Source organism: Chenggangzhangella methanolivorans (assembly GCF_019797865.1).
Lineage (GTDB): Bacteria > Pseudomonadota > Alphaproteobacteria > Rhizobiales > Methylopilaceae > Methylopila > Methylopila methanolivorans.
Genome location: NZ_CP081869.1, coordinates 2,895,896 through 2,916,821 on the forward strand (window position 1 = coordinate 2,895,896; position 20,926 = coordinate 2,916,821).

Here is a 20,926-nt window from a genome sequence, read left to right on the forward strand (position 1 = left end):
CTTCCCTGAGGTGTCGCAGTCTCTCTAGCGGAGGCCTGCGGCCGCGGGCAACCGCCGGATGGTGCAATGGTTGAGGCCGCGGCGGCCCTGCCGGTCGACGAGGCGCTCCCGGGCCTGATGGCGGCGCTCGCCGCGGGGCCCTCGGCGGTGGTCGTCGCGCCGCCCGGCGCGGGCAAGACGACGCGGGTTCCGCTCGCGCTGCTTTCCGCTCCCTGGCGGGGCGACGGCAAGATCCTCGTGCTGGAGCCGCGCCGGCTCGCGGCCCGCGGGGCGGCGGCGCGCATGGCGCAAACCCTTGGGGAGTCAGTCGGGGAGACGGTCGGCCTTCGGGTCCGGCTCGGCTCGAAGGTTTCGGCGAGGACCCGGATCGAGGTCGTCACCGACGGCGTCTTCGCCCGCATGATCGTCGACGACCCGGAGCTTGCGGGGGTCGCCGCGGTGCTGTTCGACGAGTTCCACGAGCGCTCGTTGGACGCCGATCTCGGCCTCGCGCTCGCGCTCGACGCGCAATCCGGACTGCGCGAGGATCTTCGCGTGCTTGTGATGTCCGCGACCCTCGACGGCGCGCGCGTCGCGCGGCTGCTCGGACCGTCGGCTCAGGTGATCGAAAGCCAGGGCCGCGCCTTTCCGGTCGAGACCCGCCACCTTCCCCGCGATCCGCGCGCAAGGGTCGAGGACGCGACGGCCTCGGCGATCCGCCGCGCGCTCGCCGAGGAGACGGGAAGCGTTCTCGCCTTCCTGCCGGGCCGCGCCGAGATCCGCCGCACGGCCGAGCGGCTGGAGGGGCTCGCCGGATCCGTCGAGGTCGTCGAGCTTCATGGCGGGCTCGATCCGCGCCAGCAGGACCGCGCCGTCGCGCCGGCCGAGCCCGGCGCCCGCAAGGTCGTGCTCGCGACCTCGATCGCCGAGACCTCGCTCACGATCCAGGGCGTGCGCATCGTCGTCGACTGCGGGCTCGCGCGCGTGCCCCGCCACGAGGCGTCGCTCGGGATCACGCGGCTCGAGACCGCCCGCGCCTCCCGCGCCGCCGTCGATCAGCGCCGCGGCCGCGCGGGGCGCACCGAGCCCGGCGTCTGCTACCGCCTCTGGGAAGAGGCCGCGACCGCCAGCCTGCCTCCTTTCGCCGAGCCCGAGATCCTGGCCTCCGACCTCGGCTCCTTCCTGCTCGACCTCGCGGCCTGGGGCGTCTCGGACCCCGCGACGCTCGCTTTTCTCGATCCGCCGCCGGCGTCGGCTCTCGCCGAGGCGCGCGCCTCGCTCGCCTCGCTCGGCGCGCTCGACGCCGACGGACGGCTGACGGAGCGCGGCGAGAAAATCCGCTCGATCGCCCTGCCGCCGCGGCTCGCCGGCATGCTGCTCGACGCCGTTCCGGAGGGCGACGGACCGCTCGCGGCCGCCGTGGCGCTGCTCGCCGTCGAGCGCGGCCTCGGGGGCGATGGTCCCGACCTCGGCCGCCGGCTCGACCGCTTCTTGCGCGAACGCGGCCCAAGAGCCGAGGACGCGCGGCGCCTCTCCGAAACATGGCTTCGCGCCGCCGGCGGAAAGCCCGGCGCGATCGACGTCTCTCGCGCAGGCCTGGTGGCGGCGAAAGGCTTTCCGGACCGGATCGCCAAGGCGCGCGGCGGGCGTCCGGGGCAGTTCCTGCTCGCCAACGGCCGCGGCGCGGCGCTCGATGAAACGGAAGCGCTCGCGCGCGAGCCGTTCCTCGCCGTGCTTGATCTCACCGGCGTCGCGCAGCAGGGGCGCATCCTCCTCGCGGCGGCGCTGACCGAGGCGGAGGCGGTGGAGGCCGCCGGCGACGGCGTCCAGTCGCGCGAGGAGGTCGAGTTCGACGAGGCCGTGGCCGCCGTCCGTGGACGGGCGCGGCGCAAGCTCGGCGCGATCACGCTCGGCGAGCGGCCGCTGACGGTGAAGCCGTCGCCCGAGACCGCGGCGGCGCTGGCGGAGGGCCTCGCCCGGCGCGGGATCGACCGCCTGCCCTGGAGCGACGCCGCGCGGGCGCTGCGGGCCCGCGTCGGGTTCCTCGCGAACGCCGAGCCCGACGGCGGCTGGCCGGACCTTTCCGATGAAGCGCTGTCGGCGAACGCCGCCGAGTGGCTGGCGCCGTTCATCGGCGACGCGACGGCGCTCCGCGACGTCGGAGCCGACGACCTCGGAAACGCGCTGTCGGCGCTCGTGCCTTACGATCTCCGTCGCCGTCTCGACGCCGAGGCGCCGAGCCACTTTGAAGCGCCGACCGGCTCCACCGTCCCGATCGACTATGCGGGCGAGGACGCGCCCGCGATCGAGATCCGGGTGCAGGAGCTGTTCGGTCTTGCGCGCCATCCGTCCATCGCGGGCGGCCGCCTGCCGCTGACGCTGCGGCTGACCTCGCCGGCGCGCCGGCCCATCCAGGTGACGCGCGACCTGCCGGGCTTCTGGGCCGGCTCCTGGCGCGACGTGCGCGCCGAGATGCGCGGGCGCTATCCGAGGCATCCATGGCCCGAGGATCCGGCGAACGCGGCGCCCACGACGCGAGCGAAGCCGCGCGGGACGTGAGGCCGCCGTTCGAGAAGGCGCGTGAGCCCGAACCCGTCATCCCGGGCCTGACCCGGGATCCAGAACCGACGCCGGTCGAGCCTTTCGCGGCGACGTTTCGGTTCTGGATCCCGGCTCTCCGGCCGGGATGACGGGCGGGCGGATCCGGCGATCGCCGCTGCGACGAAGCGGGGCAGGCGCGGACGGCGAGGGCCGCCGTTCGAGAGGGCGCATGACCCCGAACCCGTCATCCCGGGCCTGACCCGGGATCCAGAACCGACGCCGGTCGAGCCGTTCGCGGCGACGTCTCGGTTCTGGATCCCGGCTCTTCGGCCGGGATGACCGGCTGCGGATCCGGCGTTCGCCGCTGCGACGAAGCAGGCGCAGGCGCGGACGGCGAGGGCCGCCGTTCGAGAGGGCGCGTGAGCCCGAACCCGTCATCCCGGGCCTGACCCGGGATCCAGAACCGACGCCGGTCGAGCCTTTCGCGGCGACGTTTCGGTTCTGGATCCCGGCTCTTCGGCCGGGATGACGGGCGGCGGATCCGGCGCCTCGCGCGCCGAGCATTGATTTTCCCGGCCTTTCCCTGTAGGGCTCGTCCCATCTGACGAGGCCAGTCCTCCCGCAAAGCCCTCCGATCCCTTGAGTTCGCAGGGTCAACGTCCGCCAGCGCGTCGCGCCCGCGGGCGCGTTTTGCGTTGGGGCGAACCTCGTCGAACAGGACAAACGACCTGATGTTCGACGCTCTGCAGGACCGCCTCGGCGGCATTCTCGACCGGCTCACCCGGCGCGGCGCCCTCACCGAGGGCGACGTCGCCGAGGCGATGCGCGAGGTCCGCCGCGCGCTGCTCGAGGCCGACGTCGCGCTCGAGGTCGCGCGGAGCTTCGTCGACAAGGTCAAGGAACGCGCCGTCGGCGTCGAGGTCGTGAAGTCGGTCACGCCCGGCCAGATGGTCGTCAAGATCGTCCATGACGAGCTCGTCGCCATGCTGGGCTCGGACGCGCAAGGGATCAGCCTTGCGGCCGCCGCCCCCGTGCCGATCCTGATGGTCGGCCTGCAGGGCTCGGGCAAGACGACCTCGACGGCCAAGATCGCCAAGCGCCTGACGACGCGGGAGAAGCGCAAGGTCCTGATGGCCTCGCTCGACACGCGCCGTCCCGCCGCGATGGAGCAGTTGGCCACCCTCGGCAAGCAGACCGAGGTCGCCACGCTCCCGATCGTCGCCGGCCAGACCGCGGTGCAGATCGCCAAGCGCGCCATGGAGGCGGGCCGGCTCGGCGGCTACGACGTGGTGCTGCTCGACACAGCCGGCCGCACCACGCTCGACGACGCCCTCATGGCCGAGGTCGTCGAGGTCAAGAAGGCCGTCAACCCGCATGAGGTGCTGCTGGTCGCCGACGCGCTGACCGGCCAGGACGCGGTGACGACCGCCCGCGCCTTCGACGCCGCGCTCGGCATCACCGGCCTCGTTCTCACCCGCCTCGACGGCGACGGCCGCGGCGGCGCCGCGCTCTCGATGCGCGCCGTCACCGGCAAGCCCATCAAGCTCGTGGGCGTCGGCGAGCGCTTCGACCAGGTCGACGAGTTCGATCCCCGCCGCGTGGCGAACCGCATCCTCGGCCAGGGCGACGTCGTCGCGCTCGTCGAGAAGGCGGCGGCCTCGATTGACGCCGAGCAGGCCCAGAAGGCCGCCGAGCGGATGCGCAAGGGTCAGTTCGACCTGAACGACCTGAAGGGCCAGCTGAGCCAGATGCAGAAGCTCGGCGGCATGTCGGGCGTGATGTCGATGATGCCGGGCGTCGCCAATCTCAAGAAGCAGATGGCCGGCGCCAACATCGACGAGAGCGTGTTCAAGCGGCAGGCCGCGATCATCGACTCGATGACCAAGGACGAGCGGCGCAACCCCGACATCCTGAAGGCCTCCCGCAAGAAGCGCATCGCCGCGGGCTCGGGCTCCAAGGTCGAGGACGTCAACAAGCTCCTCAAGATGCATCGGCAGATGGCCGACATGATGAAGATGATGGGCAAGGCCGGGAAGTCCGGCCGCGGGCCCCTCGCCGGTCTCGGCGCCGCGCTCGGCTTCGGCGGGGCTGCGCCGCAGATCCCGCCGGAGGCGATGGAGGAATTGAAGCAGGGGAAGATGCCGCAAGGCCTTCCCCCCGGTTTTCCGGGCGGCGGCGGCATTCCGCCGACCTTCCCGGGCCTGGGCGCCGGCCCGAAGCTTCCCGGATTGGGCGGCTTCCCGGGGCTTGGGAAGAAGAAGTGAGGAACTGAGGCGTCATCCCGGCCGAAGCGCGAGCGCAGAGCCGGGAGACGTTCTCCGGAAGCGACGTAGATCCTGAAAACGATCCCGGATCGGCCAAGGCCGTCCGGGATGACGAGAATTGAAGAAGGAAGACTGAAATGGCCCTGAAGATTCGCCTCGCCCGCGGCGGCGCCAAGAAGCGCCCGTTCTACCGCATCGTCGTCGCCGACTCGCGCTACCCGCGTGACGGCCGCTTCATCGAGCGCATCGGCTCGTTCAACCCGCTGCTCGACAAGGAAGCGGCCGATCGCGTCGTGCTCGACCTCGAGAAGGCCAAGGAGTGGCTCGCCAAGGGCGCGACCCCGACCGACCGCGTCCATCGCTTCCTCGACGCCGCGGGCCTGCTGAAGCGCGAAGCGCGCAACAACCCGAAGAAGGCCGAGCCCGGCAAGAAGGCCCAGGAGCGCGCCGAAGCCGCCGCCAAGGCCGCCGAAGCCGCCGAGTAATCCGGCTTTAAAGGACGTCATCCCGGACGGGCGAAGCCCGAGCCGGGATCGTCTCGCCGTCGAGCTGCAAGAACCGCCGCCGTCGTCCTCGGGCTTGACCCGAGGACCCATCTTCGGCGTCGAGTTCGTCGTTTGACGTGGATGGTCCGGTCAAGCCGGACCATGACGAGCCTTATTCTGACGACGATCCCGGCTTGGCGCGTCGCGCCGTCCGGGATGACGCTAGGCCCACTCCATGGTGTCTCCCCGCCTCGTCCAGATCGCCGTGATCGGCGCGCCGCATGGCGTGCGCGGCGAGGCGCGGGTGAAGACGTTTACGCAAGACCCGCTGTCGCTTGAGGCCTACGGCCCGCTCACCGTCGGCGAGGGGCCGGCGACGCTCAAGGTCGCGTCGCTGCGCGTCCTCAAAGACGACATGGTGGTGGCGCGCTTCGAGGGCGTCTCCACCCGCGAGGCCGTCCAGGCGCTGACGGGCAAGACGTTGTCGGTCGCTCGCGAGAAACTGCCCGCGACCGACGACGAGGACGACTTCTACCACGCCGACCTGATCGGCCTGCGGGCCGAGCGCGCCGACGGAACGCTCGTCGGCGAGGTGACGGCCGTGCCGAACTACGGCGCGGACGACCTGATCGAGATCCGCCTCGCGGGCGAACGCCGCACCGCGCTGCTGCCGTTCACCAAGGCGGTTGTTCCGGTGGTCGACGTCGCGGGCGGGCGCGTGGTGGTCGAGCCGCCCGAAGGCGCGCTCGAAGCCGCGAAGCCCGCTGACGACGGCAAGGACGGCTAGCGCCCATTTCCACGTGGAACATCTCGGTCGTCATGCCCGAGCTTTGCTCGGTATCCACGACTTTAACGTAGCGCTCCACGTTCCCAGCAAGTCGTGGATACCCCGGCTGCCGCCGGGCATGACGTCGAGCCGCCGCGGCTAAAGCGCCTTCTCGTAGCCGCCACACCTTCGTACGGGTCGCCGGCATGCCGCGCACGAGATTGAGGATCGGGCGGTTCTCCTCGAGCATCCAGCTCACTTCCAGTCGCTTCATGCCGGCCGCGCGCGCCTTCAGCACCGCGTCGGCGAGCAGCGCCGAGGCCGCCATCGCGCCGACGCGCGTGCCGCGATAGGCGTGGCGCACGCCGATGATCGGCACGCGGGTTCGGCTGACCCCTGAGACCTTGAGGCGCCAGAGCAGCTTCGCCCAGCCGAAGGGAACGAGCCGGCCCTTGAGGTCGCGGATCGCCTCGTTGAGGTCCGGCGCCATGCACAGCACCCCGATCGGCCGGTCGAACCAGTAGGCGAGCGTCGCCCAGTCCTTCGGCATGATGTCGGCGGCCATCTCGGCGAGGAACTTGGCCTCCTCCAGCATGGTCGGCACCGAGCCCCAATTGTGCGACCAGGCGTCGTTGTAGACGTCGTTGACGGCGGCGAGCGCGTCGGGGCCGACGGCGGGCTTCAGCACGAGGTTGGGGCTGTCGCTCCACTTCGCGCGGGCCTTGGCGACCCGCTGCGGGAGGCGGCTGGTCGCCAGATCCCCCTCATAGCCCATGATGTCCTTCACGGGCCGGAAGCCGAGACGCGTGAGCTGCGCGGCGTAGTATGGCGGGGCGTAGTTGGTGTGGGTGGTCGAGCGCGCGCCGAACCCTTCCACCTGCAGCCCGCATTCGTGATTGACCGAGGCGCTGTAGGGCCCGCCGATCTTGGTGAGGCCCTTCTCGCGCAGGAAAGCGGCCGCGGCCTCGAACAGCGCGTCCCAGACGGCGTCGTCGTCTATGGCTTCGATGAAGCCGAAATGGCCTGCGCCGTCTTTGTGTTTTTCGAGATGCGCGTGGTGCTTGACCGCATAGATGCGGCCCACGGGTTCGCCGCCTCGCAGGGCGACGAAAGACTGGCCCTCGTTCGCCCGCGCGAACGGCGTCGCGCCGGGGGTGAGGACGTCGACGGTCTCTTTCAGCAGCGGCGGCGTGAAGGCCGGATCGTGGCCCTGCGCCACGAGGCTCGCGCGCCAGAACAGCGTGACGTCTTCACGCGTGGCGACCGGCTTGATCTGGATGGCGCCGGCCGTGGCGCGCGCGGAGGACAAGGGATCAGCCCGGCCGCGTCGCCTTGGCGAGCGCAGCCGCCATTTTGATGCCGAAGCCGGCCTTGGCGAGACCGTGATGCTCTTCCGCCGTCAGCGCCACCGCCTCGTCGATCTGCTCGAAGGAATGGTCGGAGGTGATGAAGAACCGAAGCCGCGCCGAACGTTCGGGCACCGCCGGATGGACGATCGGCAGCGCGTTGACGCCGCGCTCCAGGAGGCGGTTTGCGAGGTGGACGGCGCGGAGGCTGTCGCCCACCATCACCGGCACGATCGCGGTGCCGCTGGCGTCGCCGACGTCGAGGCCGGCCTCCTTGGCCTTCTCGACGAAGCGCTCGCCATTGGCGCGCAGCTTCGCGACGCGGTCGGGCTCGCGCTTGAGGATGTCGAGGCAGGCGATGGCGGCGGCGGCGACCGCCGGCGGCATGCCGACCGAATAGACGAAGCCCGGGGCGGAGAACTTCAGGTACTCGACGAGGCTGTGGGAGCCGGCGATGTAGCCGCCGCAGCCCGACATGGTCTTCGACAACGTGCCCATCCAGATGTCGACGTCCTTCGGGTCGACGCCGCATTCTTCCGCGATGCCGCCGCCGGTCGCGCCCAGCACGCCGAGCGAATGCGCCTCGTCGACCATCAGCCAGAAGCCGTAGCGGTCGCGCATCTTCACAAGCCGCTGGAGGTCCGGGAAGTCGCCGTCCATCGAATAGAGACCCTCGACCGCGACCAGAACCCGCTCGTAGGAGTGGCTCTGGCGCACGAGGATTTCTTCCAGCGCGTCGAGGTCGTTGTGGGCGAACATGCGCCGGTCGGCGCCCGACAGCGTCGCGCCCACGACGATCGAGTTATGGGCGAGCGCGTCATAGACGATGAGGTCGCCGGAGCGCATCAGGTGGCCGATCGCCGCGACGTTGGTGGCGTGGCCCGACACGAACACGACCGCGTCGTCGACGCCGTAGAAGCCCGCGATCTTGTGCTCGAGCTCGCGGTGGATCGGGCGCTCGCCCGCCACCAGCCGGCTCGCCGAGCAGGACACGCCGTAATGGTCGATCGCGGCCTTGGCGGCGTCGCGGACTTCCGGGTGCCCGTTGAGGCCGAGATAGTTGTAGGACGCGAAGTTGATCGCGGTCTTGCCGTCGATATGCGTGGTCGCGCCCGCGCAGCCGTCATGCATGCGAAAGAACGGGTTCTGGACGCCGATCAGGTCCGCGACCGCCTGCTGGGTCTTGACGTCCTTCAGCTCCTGAAGGTCGGCGAAGCGGTCGCCGCGCTTGGCGCGCCGCGTCACGACGGTCGGCGACGGGCCCGCGGGCCGTTCGGCTTCCACCTTCGGCTGGGCGCGGATCGCGCCCAGGATTCCGTCCTTCGCGGAGCGCGACAGCGCTCCGATGCCACGCCGTGAGCTCATGCGTTCGCGCGTCCCATCGAAAGCCTGCGGGCCTCGACCGCCTCGCTGAACTCGGCGAGTTCGGCGTGGTCGACGTCGTCGCCGATGTGGCGGGCCGCAAGGTCGGAGTTGACGGCCGCAGCCTCGCCCGCGTCCGGCTCATGGATGCGGGACACGATCGTCTGGGCGATCGTGAGCAGCGTCGTCGAGTCGCCGATGGCGACGAGCGGCAGGTCGATGTCGAAGCGGCGCTCGACCGACATGCGCAGCTCGAGGCCCATGAGGCTGTCCATGCCGAGCTCGGCGAGCGGACGCTGCGGCGAGATCTCCTTGGCCGGAAGCTTCAGGATGCGGGCCACCTCGCTGGTCAGCGCCTCGGCCACGATGTCGCGCGCCTCGCGGGCGTCCTTGCCGCGCACGAGCGCCGCAAGGTCGACCTGCTCGCCGCTGTCCTGCGGACCCATCTCGGCGTCGGCCAGCACCTGCGTGAAGGTCGGGCTGCTGAGATAAGCGAGGTCGCGGCGCGCCTGGCCCCAGTCGATCGGGGCGATTGTCACGACGCCGGTCTCGAGCCGCATGTCGCCCTGGGCGAGCACGCGGCCGAGGCCTTCGAGAGCCTCCGCGCCAGAGAGCGTCGCATAGCCGAGACGCTTCTGGATCTTCTCCTTCACCTCGCCGGTGCGGGCGAGATAGCCGACGTCGCCGAGGGCGCCCCAGGCGATCGCGAGGCCGGGCTTTCCGGCCGCGCGACGCTTGCGCATGAGCGCCTCGAGCCAGGAGTTGGCCGCCACGTAGTTCGACTGGCCCGGATTGCCGATGACGGTGGTGGCCGAGGAATAGACCACGAAGTCGCCGACGGGGTCGTTGGCGGTCAGCTTCTCCATCGCCGCCGCGGCGTCAATCTTGGGCTTGAGCGCCTCGGTGAAGTTCTCGGCGTCGAGATTGGCGAGCAGCGAGTCGCGCAGCACCATGGCGACGTTCCACATGCCGCCGATGGGTCCGAGCTCCTTACGGGTCTCGTCGAGAGCCTTCTTGAGCGCCGCCTCGTCGGAAGCGTCGCAGGCGAAGACCTTCACCTCGGCGCCGGCGTCGCGGAGGCGCTTCACGCCGTCCTTGGCTCCTTGAGCCTTGTCGCCGGAGCGGCCGAGCAGCGCGAGCTTCTTGGCGCCGCGGCCGACGAGCCATTCGGCGGTGGCCCATGCCGAAGCCGCCGAGGCCGCCGATCATGACATGCACGCCCTCCGCCGGCTTCCAGCCCGTGGGCTCCTCGGCCGGGAGCTTCGCGGGGTCGAGCGGGCGGACCACGATCTTGCCGATGTGGCCGGACTGCTGCATCAGCCGGAAGGCGTCGCGGATCTCGTCGGCCTCGAACACGCGGTAGGGCAGCGGCGCGAACACGCCCTTGCCGAACAGCTTCAGCACGTCGGTGAACAGCTTCTCGCCGAGGTCGCGGCGATAGATGAACAGCTGGTCGGCGTCGATGCCGAAATAGCTGATGTTGCGGCGGAACGGCCGCAGGCCGAGGCGCGAATTGGCGTAGTAGTCGCGCTTGCCGAGCTCGAGGAACCGGCCGAACGGACGCAGCGTCTGGAGCGAGCGCTCCATCGCTTCGCCGAACAGCGAGTTCAGAACCACGTCGACGCCGACGCCGCCCGTGAGCCGCTTGGCCTCGTCCACGAAGTCGAGGCTGCGGCTCGACAGCACGTGGGTCGCGCCGAGCCCGCGCAGCAGGTCGCGCTTCTCGTCGGAGCCCGCGGTCGCGATGACCTTGGCGCCCTTCCACAGCGCGATCTGGAGCGCGGCCAAGCCGACGCCGCCGGCGCCGCCATGGATCAGCACCCACTCGCCGCGCTTGATGCGGGCGAGCTCGACGAGCGCGTAGTAGGAGGTGAGGAAGCAGACCGGGATGGTCGCGCCTTCCTCGAACGAGATGCCGTCCGGCAGCTTCGCGGCCGCGAGCTCCGAGGTCACGACGCGCGAGGCGAAGGAGCCCGACGCGAAGGCCGAGACGCGGTCGCCGACCTTGAGGCGCTTCACGCCCGGGCCGACGGCCGTCACCACGCCCGCGCACTCGATGCCGAGGCCGGACCCGAAAAGCCGTCTTCGAGCGCCTCTTCGGGCAGGAGCCCGAGCGCCCACATCACGTCGCGGAAGTTGAGGCCCGTGGCCGAGACCTCGACCGCGATCTCGCCTTCGCCCGGCGCGCGCTCGGGGCGGCGCGCCAGCCGAGGTCGTCGAGGCCGCCCTCGCGACCCGCTTCCAGCGCGGCGACGCGATGGCCGCCCGTCGCGGCTTTGACGGGGAGCTTCGGCAGGCCGGGGCGCAGGCGCGGCGCGCTGACGCCCTCGGGGCCGATGGCGATTTCGGTGTCCGCGCGCGGCTCGGCGATCTCGGCCGCGACCGCAAGACCCGCGGCCTTGGCGTCGAGCGCGACGTCCACGAGGCGGATGTCGGTGCCGCGGAACTCGTTGCGGACGACCCGCAGGTAGCCGCCGATCGCGGCGTTGTCGAGCCGGTCGCGGGGCTGGCCGAGCGCGCCCGCAAGCGAGCCCTCGGCCACGACCCAGAGGCGGGCGCCGGCGGCCTGAGCCGCGCGGGTGAGGCCGAGGAGGCGGCCCGAGCGTTCGGTGACGGCCGCGGAGCCGTCGACCTCGGAGCCGTCCAGCACCACGATGACGTCGGCGACGGGCTCGCTCGCGTTCTTCGGCGCGGCGGCGAGGCCGAGATCGGGCGTTTCGCCCCAGACCGCCGAACCGTTCGACGCGCCGCCGAAGGGCCGCGGGTCGACGGTGCGGCCCTGAGCTTCGAGCGCGCGGGCGATGGCGCCAGCGAGAGGCCCGGAGGCCTCGGAGACCAACACCGTGGCGCGCGCCTTTCCGGCGGCCGTCAGCTCTGCGGCGCCGGAGCTCCGGCGCTTGGCCGCGAGGATGAGGTTGGTGGGCGAACGGGCGTCGGCGAGTGACGCCACGGTCGCGTCGACGAGGCGGGCGTCCGCGAGGTCGGCGCGCCAGTCTTCGGCCGAACGGGCGTCGCCGATCGGGAAGTCGTCCGAGGCCGAGCGCGAGAACCAGCCGGTCTGCAGGCCGAACACGACGTCGAGGAACGGCGTCGGCTCGAGCGCTGCGAGCGCCAGTAGGCCGCCGTCGTCGAGATGGGCGGCGAGACGCCGGATCGCCTCCGGGCTCGCGGTGGAGGCGCCCCAGGCGAGCGCGCCGACGATGAGGTCGGCGCTGTGTCCGGCGCTCGCCTCGTTGGCCGGGTCGAACGCCTCGACCGTGACGTTCGGCAGGCTCGCGAAGGCGAAGCGCAGACGTTCGGCGACGGTCGCGTCCGGATCGGTGACGGCGAGCGTCACGCGCGGATTCTCGGCGAGCGGCGCGAGCGCGCGGGTGAGCGCGCCGGAGCCGGCCGCGATCTCGAGGATGCGGATCGGCCGGTCGGCCGGGGCCTTGGCGACGTGCTCGGCCACGAGCTTGGCGAGCGCCTTGGCGCCGAACGAGACCAGCGGCGCGCCGCCGCCGGCGTGGCCGACGGTCGAGGAGCCGTAGGGCTTCTCGCGCGGGCCGTCCTTCAGGATCTTGGGCAGCAGCGAGGCCGCGCGGGTGGCGAGCACCACTTCCGCGCCGCGGTCGGGATGGTCGGCGAGCACGGCGCGCAGGATCTCGACCGCAGCCGGCAGACCGGTCTTGGCCACGACCGTCCAGGTCTCGCCGTTCAGCGAGGCGTGGCCGCGCTCCTCCAGCAGGCCGAGAAGGCGGTTGGCGAGCGCGACCGAAGCCTCGGCGAGCTTGCCCTTCTTCACGAGCGCGGCGATCGCGCCCTCGCGCTTGCGTCCGAAGAGGGCCGACACCGCCTCATGGGCCGCCGCGATCGCGAAGGCCTCGAGCAGCAGGTCGTCCTCGGGACGCTCGTCCTCGTCCGAGCCCACGAGCCCGAGCGACGAAGCGAGCGCGGCGAGCGCCGAAGCCGCGACCGGCTCGGAGGCGTCCCGGCCGGCGCGATCAGCGCCGGGGCGACGTGATAGGCCAGACGATCGAGCGGCGTGCGGCGCGCGAGCGTCACGGCGCGGAAGCGCGCGTCGGAGAGGATCGCGACGACCTCGCCCGCCTCGTCGAGGAAGGTGAAGACGGCGTCGATCGAACGCGGCGAGAGACGGCGGATCACCACCTCGGCGCCGGCGAGCGGAACGCCCGGCTTGTAGAGCCGCAGTTGGCCGAAGCGCATCGGCAGATAGGTGACGTCCGGCCGCACGCCATGCGCGCCGAACAGCGTCAGCAGCGAGTGGAAGCAGGCGTCGAAATGCGCCGGATGAAGGCCGAAGCGCGCGTCCATCTGGCCGACGCGGTCGGCGTATGGCTTGAGCTGCACCGAGAGGCGCTCGTAGCCGTAGCGCTTCACGCTCTCGACGTTCTGGAACGCCGGGCCGAAGTCGAGGCCGTAGGTCAGCGCCTGCTCGTAGAGGCCGGCGCCGGCGTAGAGCTCGGGCTCGCCTTCAGGGGCGGCCGGCATGTGGATGTCGGCGGTCGGCATCGGCGAGATGCGGCCGAGCGCGTGCACCACCCAGCCGTCGTCGCGCAGGCGCGGACGGCTCATGATCTCGACGGTGCGGCTTTCGGGCGAAAGCCGGGTCTTCACCTCGGTGATGTGCTCGGGGTCGAGGGTCAGCGCGTGCGGGATCTCGAAGTCCGCGAGCTCGACCTGCTCCTGGCCGAGCCAGGCCCGGCCGGCCGCGAGCGCCATTTCGGCGAGCGCCGCGCCCGGCACGACGACTCGCCCGCCGACCTTGTGGTCGGCGATCAGCGGCGAGAGGTCCGGGTCGAGATGGAGGGTCCACTCGTCGGAATCGGCGCGAAGCCTCGACCCGATAAGAGGATGGGCGTCGTAGCCGCGATAGAACGACTGGGCCTCGCCCGTGACGCCGACCGCGAACGAGGTCTCCTGCCACGGATAGGTCGGCAGACGCAGCGCCGGGCCGCTGAGCCGGCCGAACGCCGCCTCGCGGTCGACGCGGCCGCCCTTGGCGACGACGCGCGCGAGCGCCCGGCGGATCGGGTCATGCTCGGCCGCGCTGTGGTCGTCGCAGGCCACCACGCCACCGGTCATCTCGGCGGTGTTGAGCCCGTCGGCGAGATAGGTCTGCAGCACGGTGCGCGGGCCGATCTCGACGAAGACGCGGGCGCCGGCCTGAAGCGCCGCCTCGACGGCGGCCGAGAACAGCACCGGCTGGCGCACGTTCGCCCACCAGTAGTCGGCGTCGAGCTTGGCGCCGTCGGTCACCGCGCCGTGGACGCTCGACACGAAGGGGCGCTCGGCGGCGCGGGCCTTCATGCCCTTGAGGTCCTTGGCGAGCGGCTCGCGCACGCCGTCGATGAGTCCGGTGTGGAACGGATAGTCGATGTCGAGCACGCGGACCGGCACGCGCTTGGTGCGGGCGAACTTCGACAGCGCCTTGATCTCGTCCTCGGGGCCCGAGACGGTGATGGAGCGCTCCGAATTGACGGCCGCGATCTCGACGCCCTTGAACCCGCCCTCGTCGAGCAGGCTCTGGACCTCGTCGGCGGGCATCAGAACGGCCGCCATCACGCCGGCCTTCCAGGCGATCTCCTGGTGGACCGAGCGGGAATGGATGACCTCGACGGCCTGGGCGAGCGAGAGCGCGCCGGAAGCGTGCGCGGCCGCGACTTCGCCGACCGAATGGCCGAGCACCATGTCGGGCGTCACGCCCGCGGCCTGGAGCGCCGCCACCATGCCGACCTGCACCGAGAACAGGATCGGCTGGGCGTATTCGGCGCGCTTCAGCTTGTCGGCGACGTCGTCGGCGAACATCGCCTCGACGATCGAGAAGCTGGCGATCTTCTTGAAGTGACCGTCGATCTCGTCGACCTTGTCCCGGAACGTCGGGTTGGTCTCATAGAGCTTCTTGCCCATGCCGGGCCACTGCGAGCCGTTGCCGGCGAACGCGAAGGCGACCGGAGCCTCGCGGCCGACCGACTGCTCGATCGCCGCGCCCTTGGCCTCGCCGCCTTCGGCGATCGCCTTCAGCGTCTCGGCCCAGGTGGTCGCATCGTCGCTCTCGAGAACGAGGCGGCGCGAGAGCAGGTCGCGCGTCTGCGCGACGCTCGACGCCACGTGGCGGGCCGAAGCGGCGTCGCGGCCCTCAAGCGTCTTGGAGTAGGAGGCGGCGAGCGCCGTCAGCGCCTCGCGCGAGCGCGCCGAGAGCGCGAGCACGGGCGTGCGGCCGTCGGCCTCGACGACGCGCGGCGCGGCGCGGCCGGCGCGGTCCTCGGGGCTCGGGTCGCTGACGATGACATGGGCGTTGGTGCCGCCGAAGCCGAAGGAGTTGACGCCGGCGAAGCGCGGCGCGCTTCCGCGGGCGAGCGGAACCGCCTGCGTCGCGACGTGCAGCTTCAGCTCGTCGAAGGGAATGTCCGGGTTGAGCTCGGTGACGTGCAGGCTCGCCGGGAGCAAATCGTTCTCGAGCGCGAGGTCGACCTTCAGCAGGCCGACGAGGCCCGAGGCCGGCTCGAGATGGCCGACATTGGTCTTCACCGAGCCGATCGGCAGCTTGCCGATGGTGCGCTTCTTGATCGCCGCGCCGATGGCGTTGGCCTCGGCCGGATCGCCGACGCGCGTGCCCGTTCCGTGCGCCTCGATGAAGGCGAGGCTGTCGGGATCGACGCCGGCCCTCGACATAGACGCGCTCGAGCAGGCCGAGCTGGGCCTCGGCAGAGGGCAGCGACATGCCGACGGTGCGGCCGTCGGAGTTCACGCCGGAACCCGCGATCATCAGGCGCATCGGACGGCGCGCGGCGCGCGCGACGTCGGCGCGCTCAAGCACCATCGCGACGCCGCCCTCGGCGCGCACATAGCCGTCGCCGGAGGCGTCGAAGGCGTGGCAGCGGCCGCGCGGCGACAGCATCGTGGCCTGCGCGAACGAGATGAACGGGAAGGGGCTGGCGAGGATCGAAACGCCCACCACCACGGCGCGCTCGATGCGCCCCGCGCGGAGCGCCGCGACGGCCTCGTTGAGGGCGACGAGCGACGACGAACAGGCGGTGTCGACGGTGAAGCTCGGACCGTGCAGATCGTAAATGTACGAAATACGATTTGATACGATCGAGAGCGTGTTTCCGGTCGCGAAATAGGCGTCGGCCGACGACGGATCGAAAATGATGCGGTTGCCGTAGTCGAGCGCGGACGCGCCGACATAGACGCCGGTCTCGCTGCCGGCGATCGAAGAGGGCGGAATTCCTGCGTCTTCAAGCGCTTCCCAGACGAGCTTCAGCGCCAGGCGCTGCTGCGGATCCATCTGCTCGGCCTCGCGCGGCGACACGCCGAAGGCCGCCGGATCGAAGCTCCAGATGTCGTCGAGAACGCCGGCCGCGAACGTGTAGCTCTTGCCCGCCTCGCCCTTTCGGGGATGCAGGTAGCGCGCGTGAGACCAGCGCTCTTCGCCGATTTGCGTGACGGCGCAACGGCCTTCGGCCAGCAAGCGCCAGAAAGCGTCGACGTCGTTGGCGCCGGGCAGCCGACAGGACCGACCGACGATTGCGAGACCAGGCTGTTTCGTCATGAGCTCGAACGCGTCCCGGTCAGGCGGATCGGACGAGCGGGGCCGCGTCGCGATCCCATCGCGATCGCTCGATTGTGACAGGCCGCCTGCTCGAAACCATTCATGCGCCCGGACTCCGGGAGAAGCCCGGCGAGGCCGGGCGGGACCAAGTTGCTTGGGGGCTAGGTCCGTCTATCAGAGCTTTGTCGCAAGCTGTCAAGCGCGTGACAGGAAGCCCGCAGGCGCCCGTGCAAGGCTTCAGGAGCCCATCAGGATACCATTTATGACGGTGTGGGCGCGCCCTTCGGATGAGGGCGCGGAGCGGCGTTCACGGACGCGCGAGACGCCGCGCGTTCGCCTTCACGCGACGCGCAGCGGGCTTCATCGCAGCCTCGCCGGCGGACATCATCACGCCCGCGGCGGCGAGCGGACTCGCGGCCGTGACGAGGCCCGTGAGGACGCGCGCGGCGGCGGCCCCGCCTTCGACGGCGGCCACCATCTTCTCCGAGACCATCCGCTCGGCCTCGCGCAGGCCGCCGGCGCTCGGCGCGCTGCCCTCGACCGCGAGGCGGGCGAGCCGAGTCGCCATCACGAAGCCGGCCGCAGGCGCGAGCGAGGCGAATCCGCCGGCGAACGCCGCCTGGCGCCTCCAGAGGTCGAACAGCTCGAAGGTTTCGTTGGTCATGCGGCATGCTCCTCGAGGAGCCGCGGCGCGAACGCGACGGCTCCGGGGCTCTGCCGGCGGAGGGGAAGGCCCGGCGATCGGTGGTCGGCGGTCCGGACGGACCGTCAATAGAAAATGAGGCGATCGGAGCGCCCCCCTGCGCGCCGAACCATCGCGGATCATATCACCGCCGCCTCGCTATGCTGCGGCGCCTTCGTCGCATGTCCTTCGTCGGACGACGTTATCCCTAACGTCCCGCGCGGCCGCAGGGCGCCCGTGCGCCAGCGACCGACAGGTTTTGCGCCGGCGGGCGTTGACGCGCCGGTCGAGGCCCTCCATAGGCGCGGGTCCCGCCGCGCGCGTCTTCGCGCTCCGCGGCGCCCGGTTTTTCCGGCGCCGCAACCGCCAGTCCCAGGGTCGATGATGCCGAGCCTGTTCGCGCGATGGGGCCGGTCGGTGGTCGACAGGCCCTATCTCCTGCTCTCCCTGACCTCGCTGTTCTGGGCCGGAAACATCGTGCTTGGAAGGTTCGCGGCCGGAAAGGTTCCGCCGGTCGGGCTGTCCTGGGTGCGCTGGGCTGGATCCTTCGCGCTGCTGATCGGCTTCGCCTGGCCGCATCTCAAGCGCGACTGGCCGACGATCCGCGCCCATCCCGGGCGGCTCGCGCTGATGGCGCTGACCGGCGTCGCCTTCTACAACACGATGGCCTATTGGGGCCTGCAGCACACCGAAGCTCTCAACGGCCTGCTGATCCAGTCCACCGGCCCGCTGATCATCGCGCTGTGGAGCTTCGCGCTGTTCCAGGAGCGGCCGACCGGCGGGCAGGCGCTCGGCGTCGCGACCTCGCTCGTCGGGGTCGCGGTGATCCTGACGCGCGGCGACCCCGCGGCGATCGCGCATCTCAGGTTCAACGTCGGCGACATCTGGATGTTGAGCGCGATGGCGATCTACGCGCTCTATTCCGCGATCCTGCGGCTGAAGCCCGCGATGCACTGGCTGTCGTTCCTGACCTTCACGGTCGGGCTCGGGGTGCTGATGCTGACGCCGGCGTTCCTGTGGGAGATCTCCCAGGGCCGGGTCATGCATTTCGACGCCGTGACGCTCGCGACGCTCGGCTACGTGATCGTGTTCCCCTCGACGCTCGCCTACATCTGCTTCATCCGCGGGGTCGAGCTCATCGGCGCCAATCGGGCCGGGCCGTTCTTCCACCTGATGCCGGTGTTCGGCGCCGTGATGGCGATCCTGTTCCTGGGCGAGCGGCCCTACGTGTTCCACGCGATCGGCTTCGCGCTGGTGCTGGCGGGCGTGGCGGTGGCGGCCAGAAAGCCGCGGCCGGCGGAAGCCGCGCCCCCCGGTTGAGGCGCGCCCCTCCGCCGGCCAGGCCGGTCACTTCACCTGGATCAGGTTGCTGCGGATCGTGACGGTGCAGCCCTTGATGGTCAGGTAGTTGGCGAGCGTCGCCGTGAGTTCGATCGTTTCGGTGTCGGGCCCGATCTTCGCGGGGCTCTGCTGCCAGCCGACGACGCCGCCCACGATGGTGGCGACGCCGAGATAGGAGCTCACGTTCTGGCCGGCGTAGTTTTGGCCGGATCCGAACACGGCGCCGGCGATCGTCATCGTGAAGCTCGAACGATTGGCCACATAGGCCAGATAGCTGTCGCCGCCGTTGCCGAGCTTCGCCCCTGCGGGCCGGTAGGTGAGGCGGGCGGTCTCGCCCGCCGCGATCGAGGTTCCGCAGGTCGTCGTGGTCGACAGCACGAGCGAGTCGCCGACGAACACGGTCTCGGCCTCCGCGCCGGAGGCGGCCAGGGCGGCGAAAGGCAGCGCGAAAAGGAACGGTCTCAGCATGACGTGGCTCCTCACGGGCGCAGGCCGTAGGCGGCGCTGAACGAGATCGTGCATCCCGAAATGAACATGAAATTCTCGACCTTGCCCGCGAAGGTCACGAACGGCGTGGTCGCGCTCGGCGACTTCGGCGTCATGGCCATCTTGGCGTAGGGCGCGGCGTCGTTGGCCTTCAGCAGGCCCGAATGGGTCACGCCGAAGGAGGCGTAGGTTCCGCTCGCCGAGCCGCCCGGCAGGATGATCGCGAAATGCGCCTGCCCGTCATGGACGAAGGCGACGCGCGTGTCGGGACCGTTGTCCGACAGGTTCTTGGGTCGCAGCACCGTGCGGAAGACCGTCCCGACCGCGATGCTGCGGCGCTCGGAGACGTCCGACCGACAGGACGGCGTCGCGGCGGTGACCGTGGCGAGGCCCTGCCACACGACCGCCGCCCCGGCGGCGGAGGGGAGCAGGAGGCTGGCTGACGCGAGAAGGCAGGCGCAGGCGAACCGCATGACGAGCGCTCCCGAAAGGCGGCGCGGTCTTTCTCGGCCGCGCCCGGCGGTTGCGAGGAATAGCGGATGACGTGCGGCCGGTGCAGTCGGGCAACTACTTAGTGCGGTCGGACCAGATGGGCTTCGGGGAGGTTTCCGGGCGCCGGAACGAGAAAAAGGCGCCGCCCGGAAGGCGACGCCTTTTTCGAAGAGTGCGCCAGAGGCCCCCCGACCCCGGCGAACGAAGACTTAACCCAATCGGCAGGCGCACGACATTCGTGCGACTACGTATTGACCGCTAGCGCATGTCGAAGGCCGCGAAGGCGGCGGCGACTTCGCCGTTGTAGGCGTAGGAGCGCGACCGCTCCGCGGCGACGGTCTCGGCCTTCTCGGGCGCAGGCTCCGCCTTCGGGGCCGCGACCGGCGCGGCCGAGGCGAGCGCAGGCGTCAGCTTCGACGGCTGAAGCACGCGCTTGGTCGGCATGAGGGCCTTGGCGGCCGCCGGCTGCTCGTCCGCAGACGCGAAGGCGAGTGGCGTTTCGGCCGGCTTGGCGCGGACAGGCTTGGCGGGCGCGATGGCGGCGACGACGGCCTTCGGCGCGGCGGGAGCCGCCGCGAGCTGCGGCGCCGGGGCGGCCTTGGGCGCAGGGGCCACGGCTGCGAGCTGCGGCGCGGCGGGCGCGACCGTCGGCTGGACCACGGGGGCCGTCGCGACGACGACCGGCTGCGGGGCCGGACGGGAGGCGTCGTTGGAGGCGACCATGATCGACTTCGAGGCGCCGGTCGGATCGATGCGGGCGTAGGCGAGGGCGAGGGCCTTGGACTTCGCGTTCTGGCGCGCGTCCTCGGCGGTCACGACCTCGCGCTTCTCGTAGAAGGCGTTGCCGCCCGCGACCAGCACGTAGTGCATGTTCGGATAGCGGAACTTGTAGCCGGCGGTGTGGAAGAACATCGCGGTCTTGAGCGCCGGATGGCGCTGGCCCGAGAGCACCTTCTCGGCGTTGCGGCGGGCGCGCTCGGCGGCCTCGCCGTCCATGGTGCGGGTCATGACGCCCGGCGCGAACTGGCGCTTCTGGCCGACGACCTCGCAGACCGTGGAGCCCCAGCGGCCGCTGTCCTTGCGGTTGGCCACCACGGTGCCGACCGCGACCATGCCCTCGTCGGCGCCGCGGTGGGATTCGAAATACATTGCCCGCGCCATGCATTCGCGGTCCTGCGCGGTGAAGCTCACCGGCTGGATGGCTGACGTCGCCGCCAGCCTGGGCTGCTGCGAGCAGGCCGCCGCCGCAAGCGAGACCGCGGCCACGGCCGATACGCGCGTGAAGCGCCAAGCGTTCATATCGGGAACCCCCGTCTTCATGCTGGCCGCCCGCTCCCCCGATCAGACGACGGCCATTAACGGACCGTAAACAAGCCACGAACCGTTATCAATTCGTTAACGCCCGTACGTTTGGTCCGACCAAAGTTGGAATACGGCGGTCATAAACCGCTCCTCGCGCCGCCGGCCGCCACCGAACCGCCGCGATCTCCAAGCCGCCGGAGGCCTGAGTTCTCAGGCGCTCGCCATGTCGCCGAGACGGATCGGCGATCCCGGCGGCGGCCCGTCGAGGAAGCCGCGCGCCGCGTCCCCGCCGGTCCGGCGGATTTCGGCCGGCGCGGCCTTGGTT

Annotated in this window: 14 protein-coding genes and 2 pseudogenes; 5 read left to right on the forward strand and 11 right to left on the reverse strand. The window is 71.1% G+C overall.

Annotated features, from left to right (window positions below; translation table 11 throughout):
• The first annotated feature begins 66 nt into the window (after positions 1-66).
• From hrpB to rimM, 4 genes are all read left to right on the forward strand, one after another.
• Positions 67-2,538, forward strand: coding sequence for an ATP-dependent helicase HrpB (gene hrpB, locus K6K41_RS15245; RefSeq protein WP_261401233.1), 2,472 nt, complete (start codon positions 67-69; stop codon positions 2,536-2,538).
• Positions 2,539-3,251: 713 nt separating this feature from the next.
• A complete protein-coding gene (ffh, locus tag K6K41_RS15250; RefSeq protein ID WP_261401234.1) occupies positions 3,252-4,784 on the forward strand; it encodes a signal recognition particle protein in 1,533 nt (510 codons plus the stop codon).
• A 137-nt stretch (positions 4,785-4,921) separates the two neighbouring features.
• Positions 4,922-5,269, forward strand: a complete 348-nt coding sequence (gene rpsP / locus K6K41_RS15255) for a 30S ribosomal protein S16 (RefSeq protein WP_261401235.1) — start codon at positions 4,922-4,924, stop codon at positions 5,267-5,269.
• Positions 5,270-5,504: 235 nt separating this feature from the next.
• Positions 5,505-6,056, forward strand: a complete 552-nt coding sequence (gene rimM, locus K6K41_RS15260; protein ID WP_261401236.1) for a ribosome maturation factor RimM — start codon at positions 5,505-5,507, stop codon at positions 6,054-6,056.
• Here rimM and K6K41_RS15265 read toward each other — a convergent pair.
• From K6K41_RS15265 to K6K41_RS15295, 8 genes and pseudogenes are all read right to left on the reverse strand, one after another.
• Complete coding sequence (locus K6K41_RS15265) at positions 5,944-7,344, reverse strand: hypothetical protein (RefSeq protein ID WP_261401237.1); 1,401 nt, start codon at positions 7,342-7,344, stop codon at positions 5,944-5,946. The two genes, rimM and K6K41_RS15265, sit on opposite strands and share 113 nt — an antisense overlap.
• Positions 7,345-7,348: 4 nt before the next feature.
• Entirely contained in the window at positions 7,349-8,746 is a 1,398-nt protein-coding gene (locus K6K41_RS15270; RefSeq protein ID WP_261401238.1) for an aminotransferase class I/II-fold pyridoxal phosphate-dependent enzyme, read from the reverse strand.
• Positions 8,743-9,876 (reverse strand): beta-ketoacyl reductase, encoded by a 1,134-nt coding sequence (locus K6K41_RS15275; protein WP_261405748.1) that lies wholly within the window; start codon positions 9,874-9,876, stop codon positions 8,743-8,745. Before K6K41_RS15275 ends, K6K41_RS15270 begins: the two co-directional genes overlap by 4 nt.
• A 208-nt stretch (positions 9,877-10,084) precedes the next feature.
• A pseudogene (locus tag K6K41_RS29530) lies at positions 10,085-10,864 on the reverse strand (zinc-binding dehydrogenase); the annotation flags it as partial.
• A 1-nt stretch (position 10,865) separates the two neighbouring features.
• Positions 10,866-12,575 carry a methyltransferase domain-containing protein gene (locus K6K41_RS30000; protein ID WP_346433457.1) on the reverse strand — a complete coding sequence of 570 codons (1,710 nt, stop codon included), beginning with the start codon at positions 12,573-12,575 and terminating at the stop codon, positions 10,866-10,868.
• The gene (locus K6K41_RS15285) at positions 12,524-15,418 is read right to left on the reverse strand and encodes a type I polyketide synthase (RefSeq protein ID WP_261401239.1); all 2,895 of its coding nucleotides are present in this window, start codon (positions 15,416-15,418) and stop codon (positions 12,524-12,526) included. Before K6K41_RS15285 ends, K6K41_RS30000 begins: the two co-directional genes overlap by 52 nt.
• A 187-nt stretch (positions 15,419-15,605) precedes the next feature.
• Positions 15,606-16,298 (reverse strand): annotated as a pseudogene (locus K6K41_RS15290) (beta-ketoacyl [acyl carrier protein] synthase domain-containing protein); the annotation flags it as partial.
• Between the two features lie 307 nt (positions 16,299-16,605).
• Entirely contained in the window at positions 16,606-16,962 is a 357-nt protein-coding gene (locus tag K6K41_RS15295) for a hypothetical protein (RefSeq protein ID WP_261401240.1), read from the reverse strand.
• 402 nt (positions 16,963-17,364) lie between these two features.
• Here K6K41_RS15295 and K6K41_RS15300 point away from each other — a divergent pair, with 402 nt between their 5' ends.
• The gene (locus tag K6K41_RS15300) at positions 17,365-18,300 is read left to right on the forward strand and encodes a DMT family transporter (RefSeq protein ID WP_261401241.1); all 936 of its coding nucleotides are present in this window, start codon (positions 17,365-17,367) and stop codon (positions 18,298-18,300) included.
• A gap of 27 nt (positions 18,301-18,327) precedes the next feature.
• On the opposite strand, the gene K6K41_RS15305 is transcribed toward K6K41_RS15300, so the two are convergent.
• From K6K41_RS15305 to K6K41_RS15315, 3 genes are all read right to left on the reverse strand, one after another.
• On the reverse strand, positions 18,328-18,789 hold the full coding sequence (locus K6K41_RS15305) for a hypothetical protein (RefSeq protein WP_261401242.1): 462 nt from the start codon (positions 18,787-18,789) through the stop codon (positions 18,328-18,330).
• Positions 18,790-18,800: 11 nt separating this feature from the next.
• Positions 18,801-19,280 carry a hypothetical protein gene (locus K6K41_RS15310; RefSeq protein ID WP_261401243.1) on the reverse strand — a complete coding sequence of 160 codons (480 nt, stop codon included), beginning with the start codon at positions 19,278-19,280 and terminating at the stop codon, positions 18,801-18,803.
• Positions 19,281-19,557: 277 nt separating this feature from the next.
• A complete protein-coding gene (locus K6K41_RS15315) occupies positions 19,558-20,598 on the reverse strand; it encodes a cell wall hydrolase (RefSeq protein WP_261401244.1) in 1,041 nt (346 codons plus the stop codon).
• Between the last annotated feature and the right edge of the window lie 328 nt (positions 20,599-20,926).

What these genes read in the sequence shown, in the direction of transcription:
- K6K41_RS15310 (WP_261401243.1), bottom strand. Translation starts at nt 19,280, where the DNA reads ATGCGGTTCGCCTGCGCCTGCCTTCTCGCGTCAGCCAGCCTCCTGCTC.
- rimM (WP_261401236.1), top strand. Translation starts at nt 5,505, where the DNA reads ATGGTGTCTCCCCGCCTCGTCCAGATCGCCGTGATCGGCGCGCCGCAT.
- K6K41_RS15300 (WP_261401241.1), top strand. Translation starts at nt 17,365, where the DNA reads ATGCCGAGCCTGTTCGCGCGATGGGGCCGGTCGGTGGTCGACAGGCCC.
- hrpB (WP_261401233.1), top strand. Translation starts at nt 67, where the DNA reads ATGGTTGAGGCCGCGGCGGCCCTGCCGGTCGACGAGGCGCTCCCGGGC.
- K6K41_RS15270 (WP_261401238.1), bottom strand. Translation starts at nt 8,746, where the DNA reads ATGAGCTCACGGCGTGGCATCGGAGCGCTGTCGCGCTCCGCGAAGGAC.
- ffh (WP_261401234.1), top strand. Translation starts at nt 3,252, where the DNA reads ATGTTCGACGCTCTGCAGGACCGCCTCGGCGGCATTCTCGACCGGCTC.
- K6K41_RS15305 (WP_261401242.1), bottom strand. Translation starts at nt 18,789, where the DNA reads ATGCTGAGACCGTTCCTTTTCGCGCTGCCTTTCGCCGCCCTGGCCGCC.
- K6K41_RS15315 (WP_261401244.1), bottom strand. Translation starts at nt 20,598, where the DNA reads ATGAACGCTTGGCGCTTCACGCGCGTATCGGCCGTGGCCGCGGTCTCG.
- K6K41_RS15295 (WP_261401240.1), bottom strand. Translation starts at nt 16,962, where the DNA reads ATGACCAACGAAACCTTCGAGCTGTTCGACCTCTGGAGGCGCCAGGCG.
- K6K41_RS15285 (WP_261401239.1), bottom strand. Translation starts at nt 15,418, where the DNA reads ATGTCGAGGGCCGGCGTCGATCCCGACAGCCTCGCCTTCATCGAGGCG.
- rpsP (WP_261401235.1), top strand. Translation starts at nt 4,922, where the DNA reads ATGGCCCTGAAGATTCGCCTCGCCCGCGGCGGCGCCAAGAAGCGCCCG.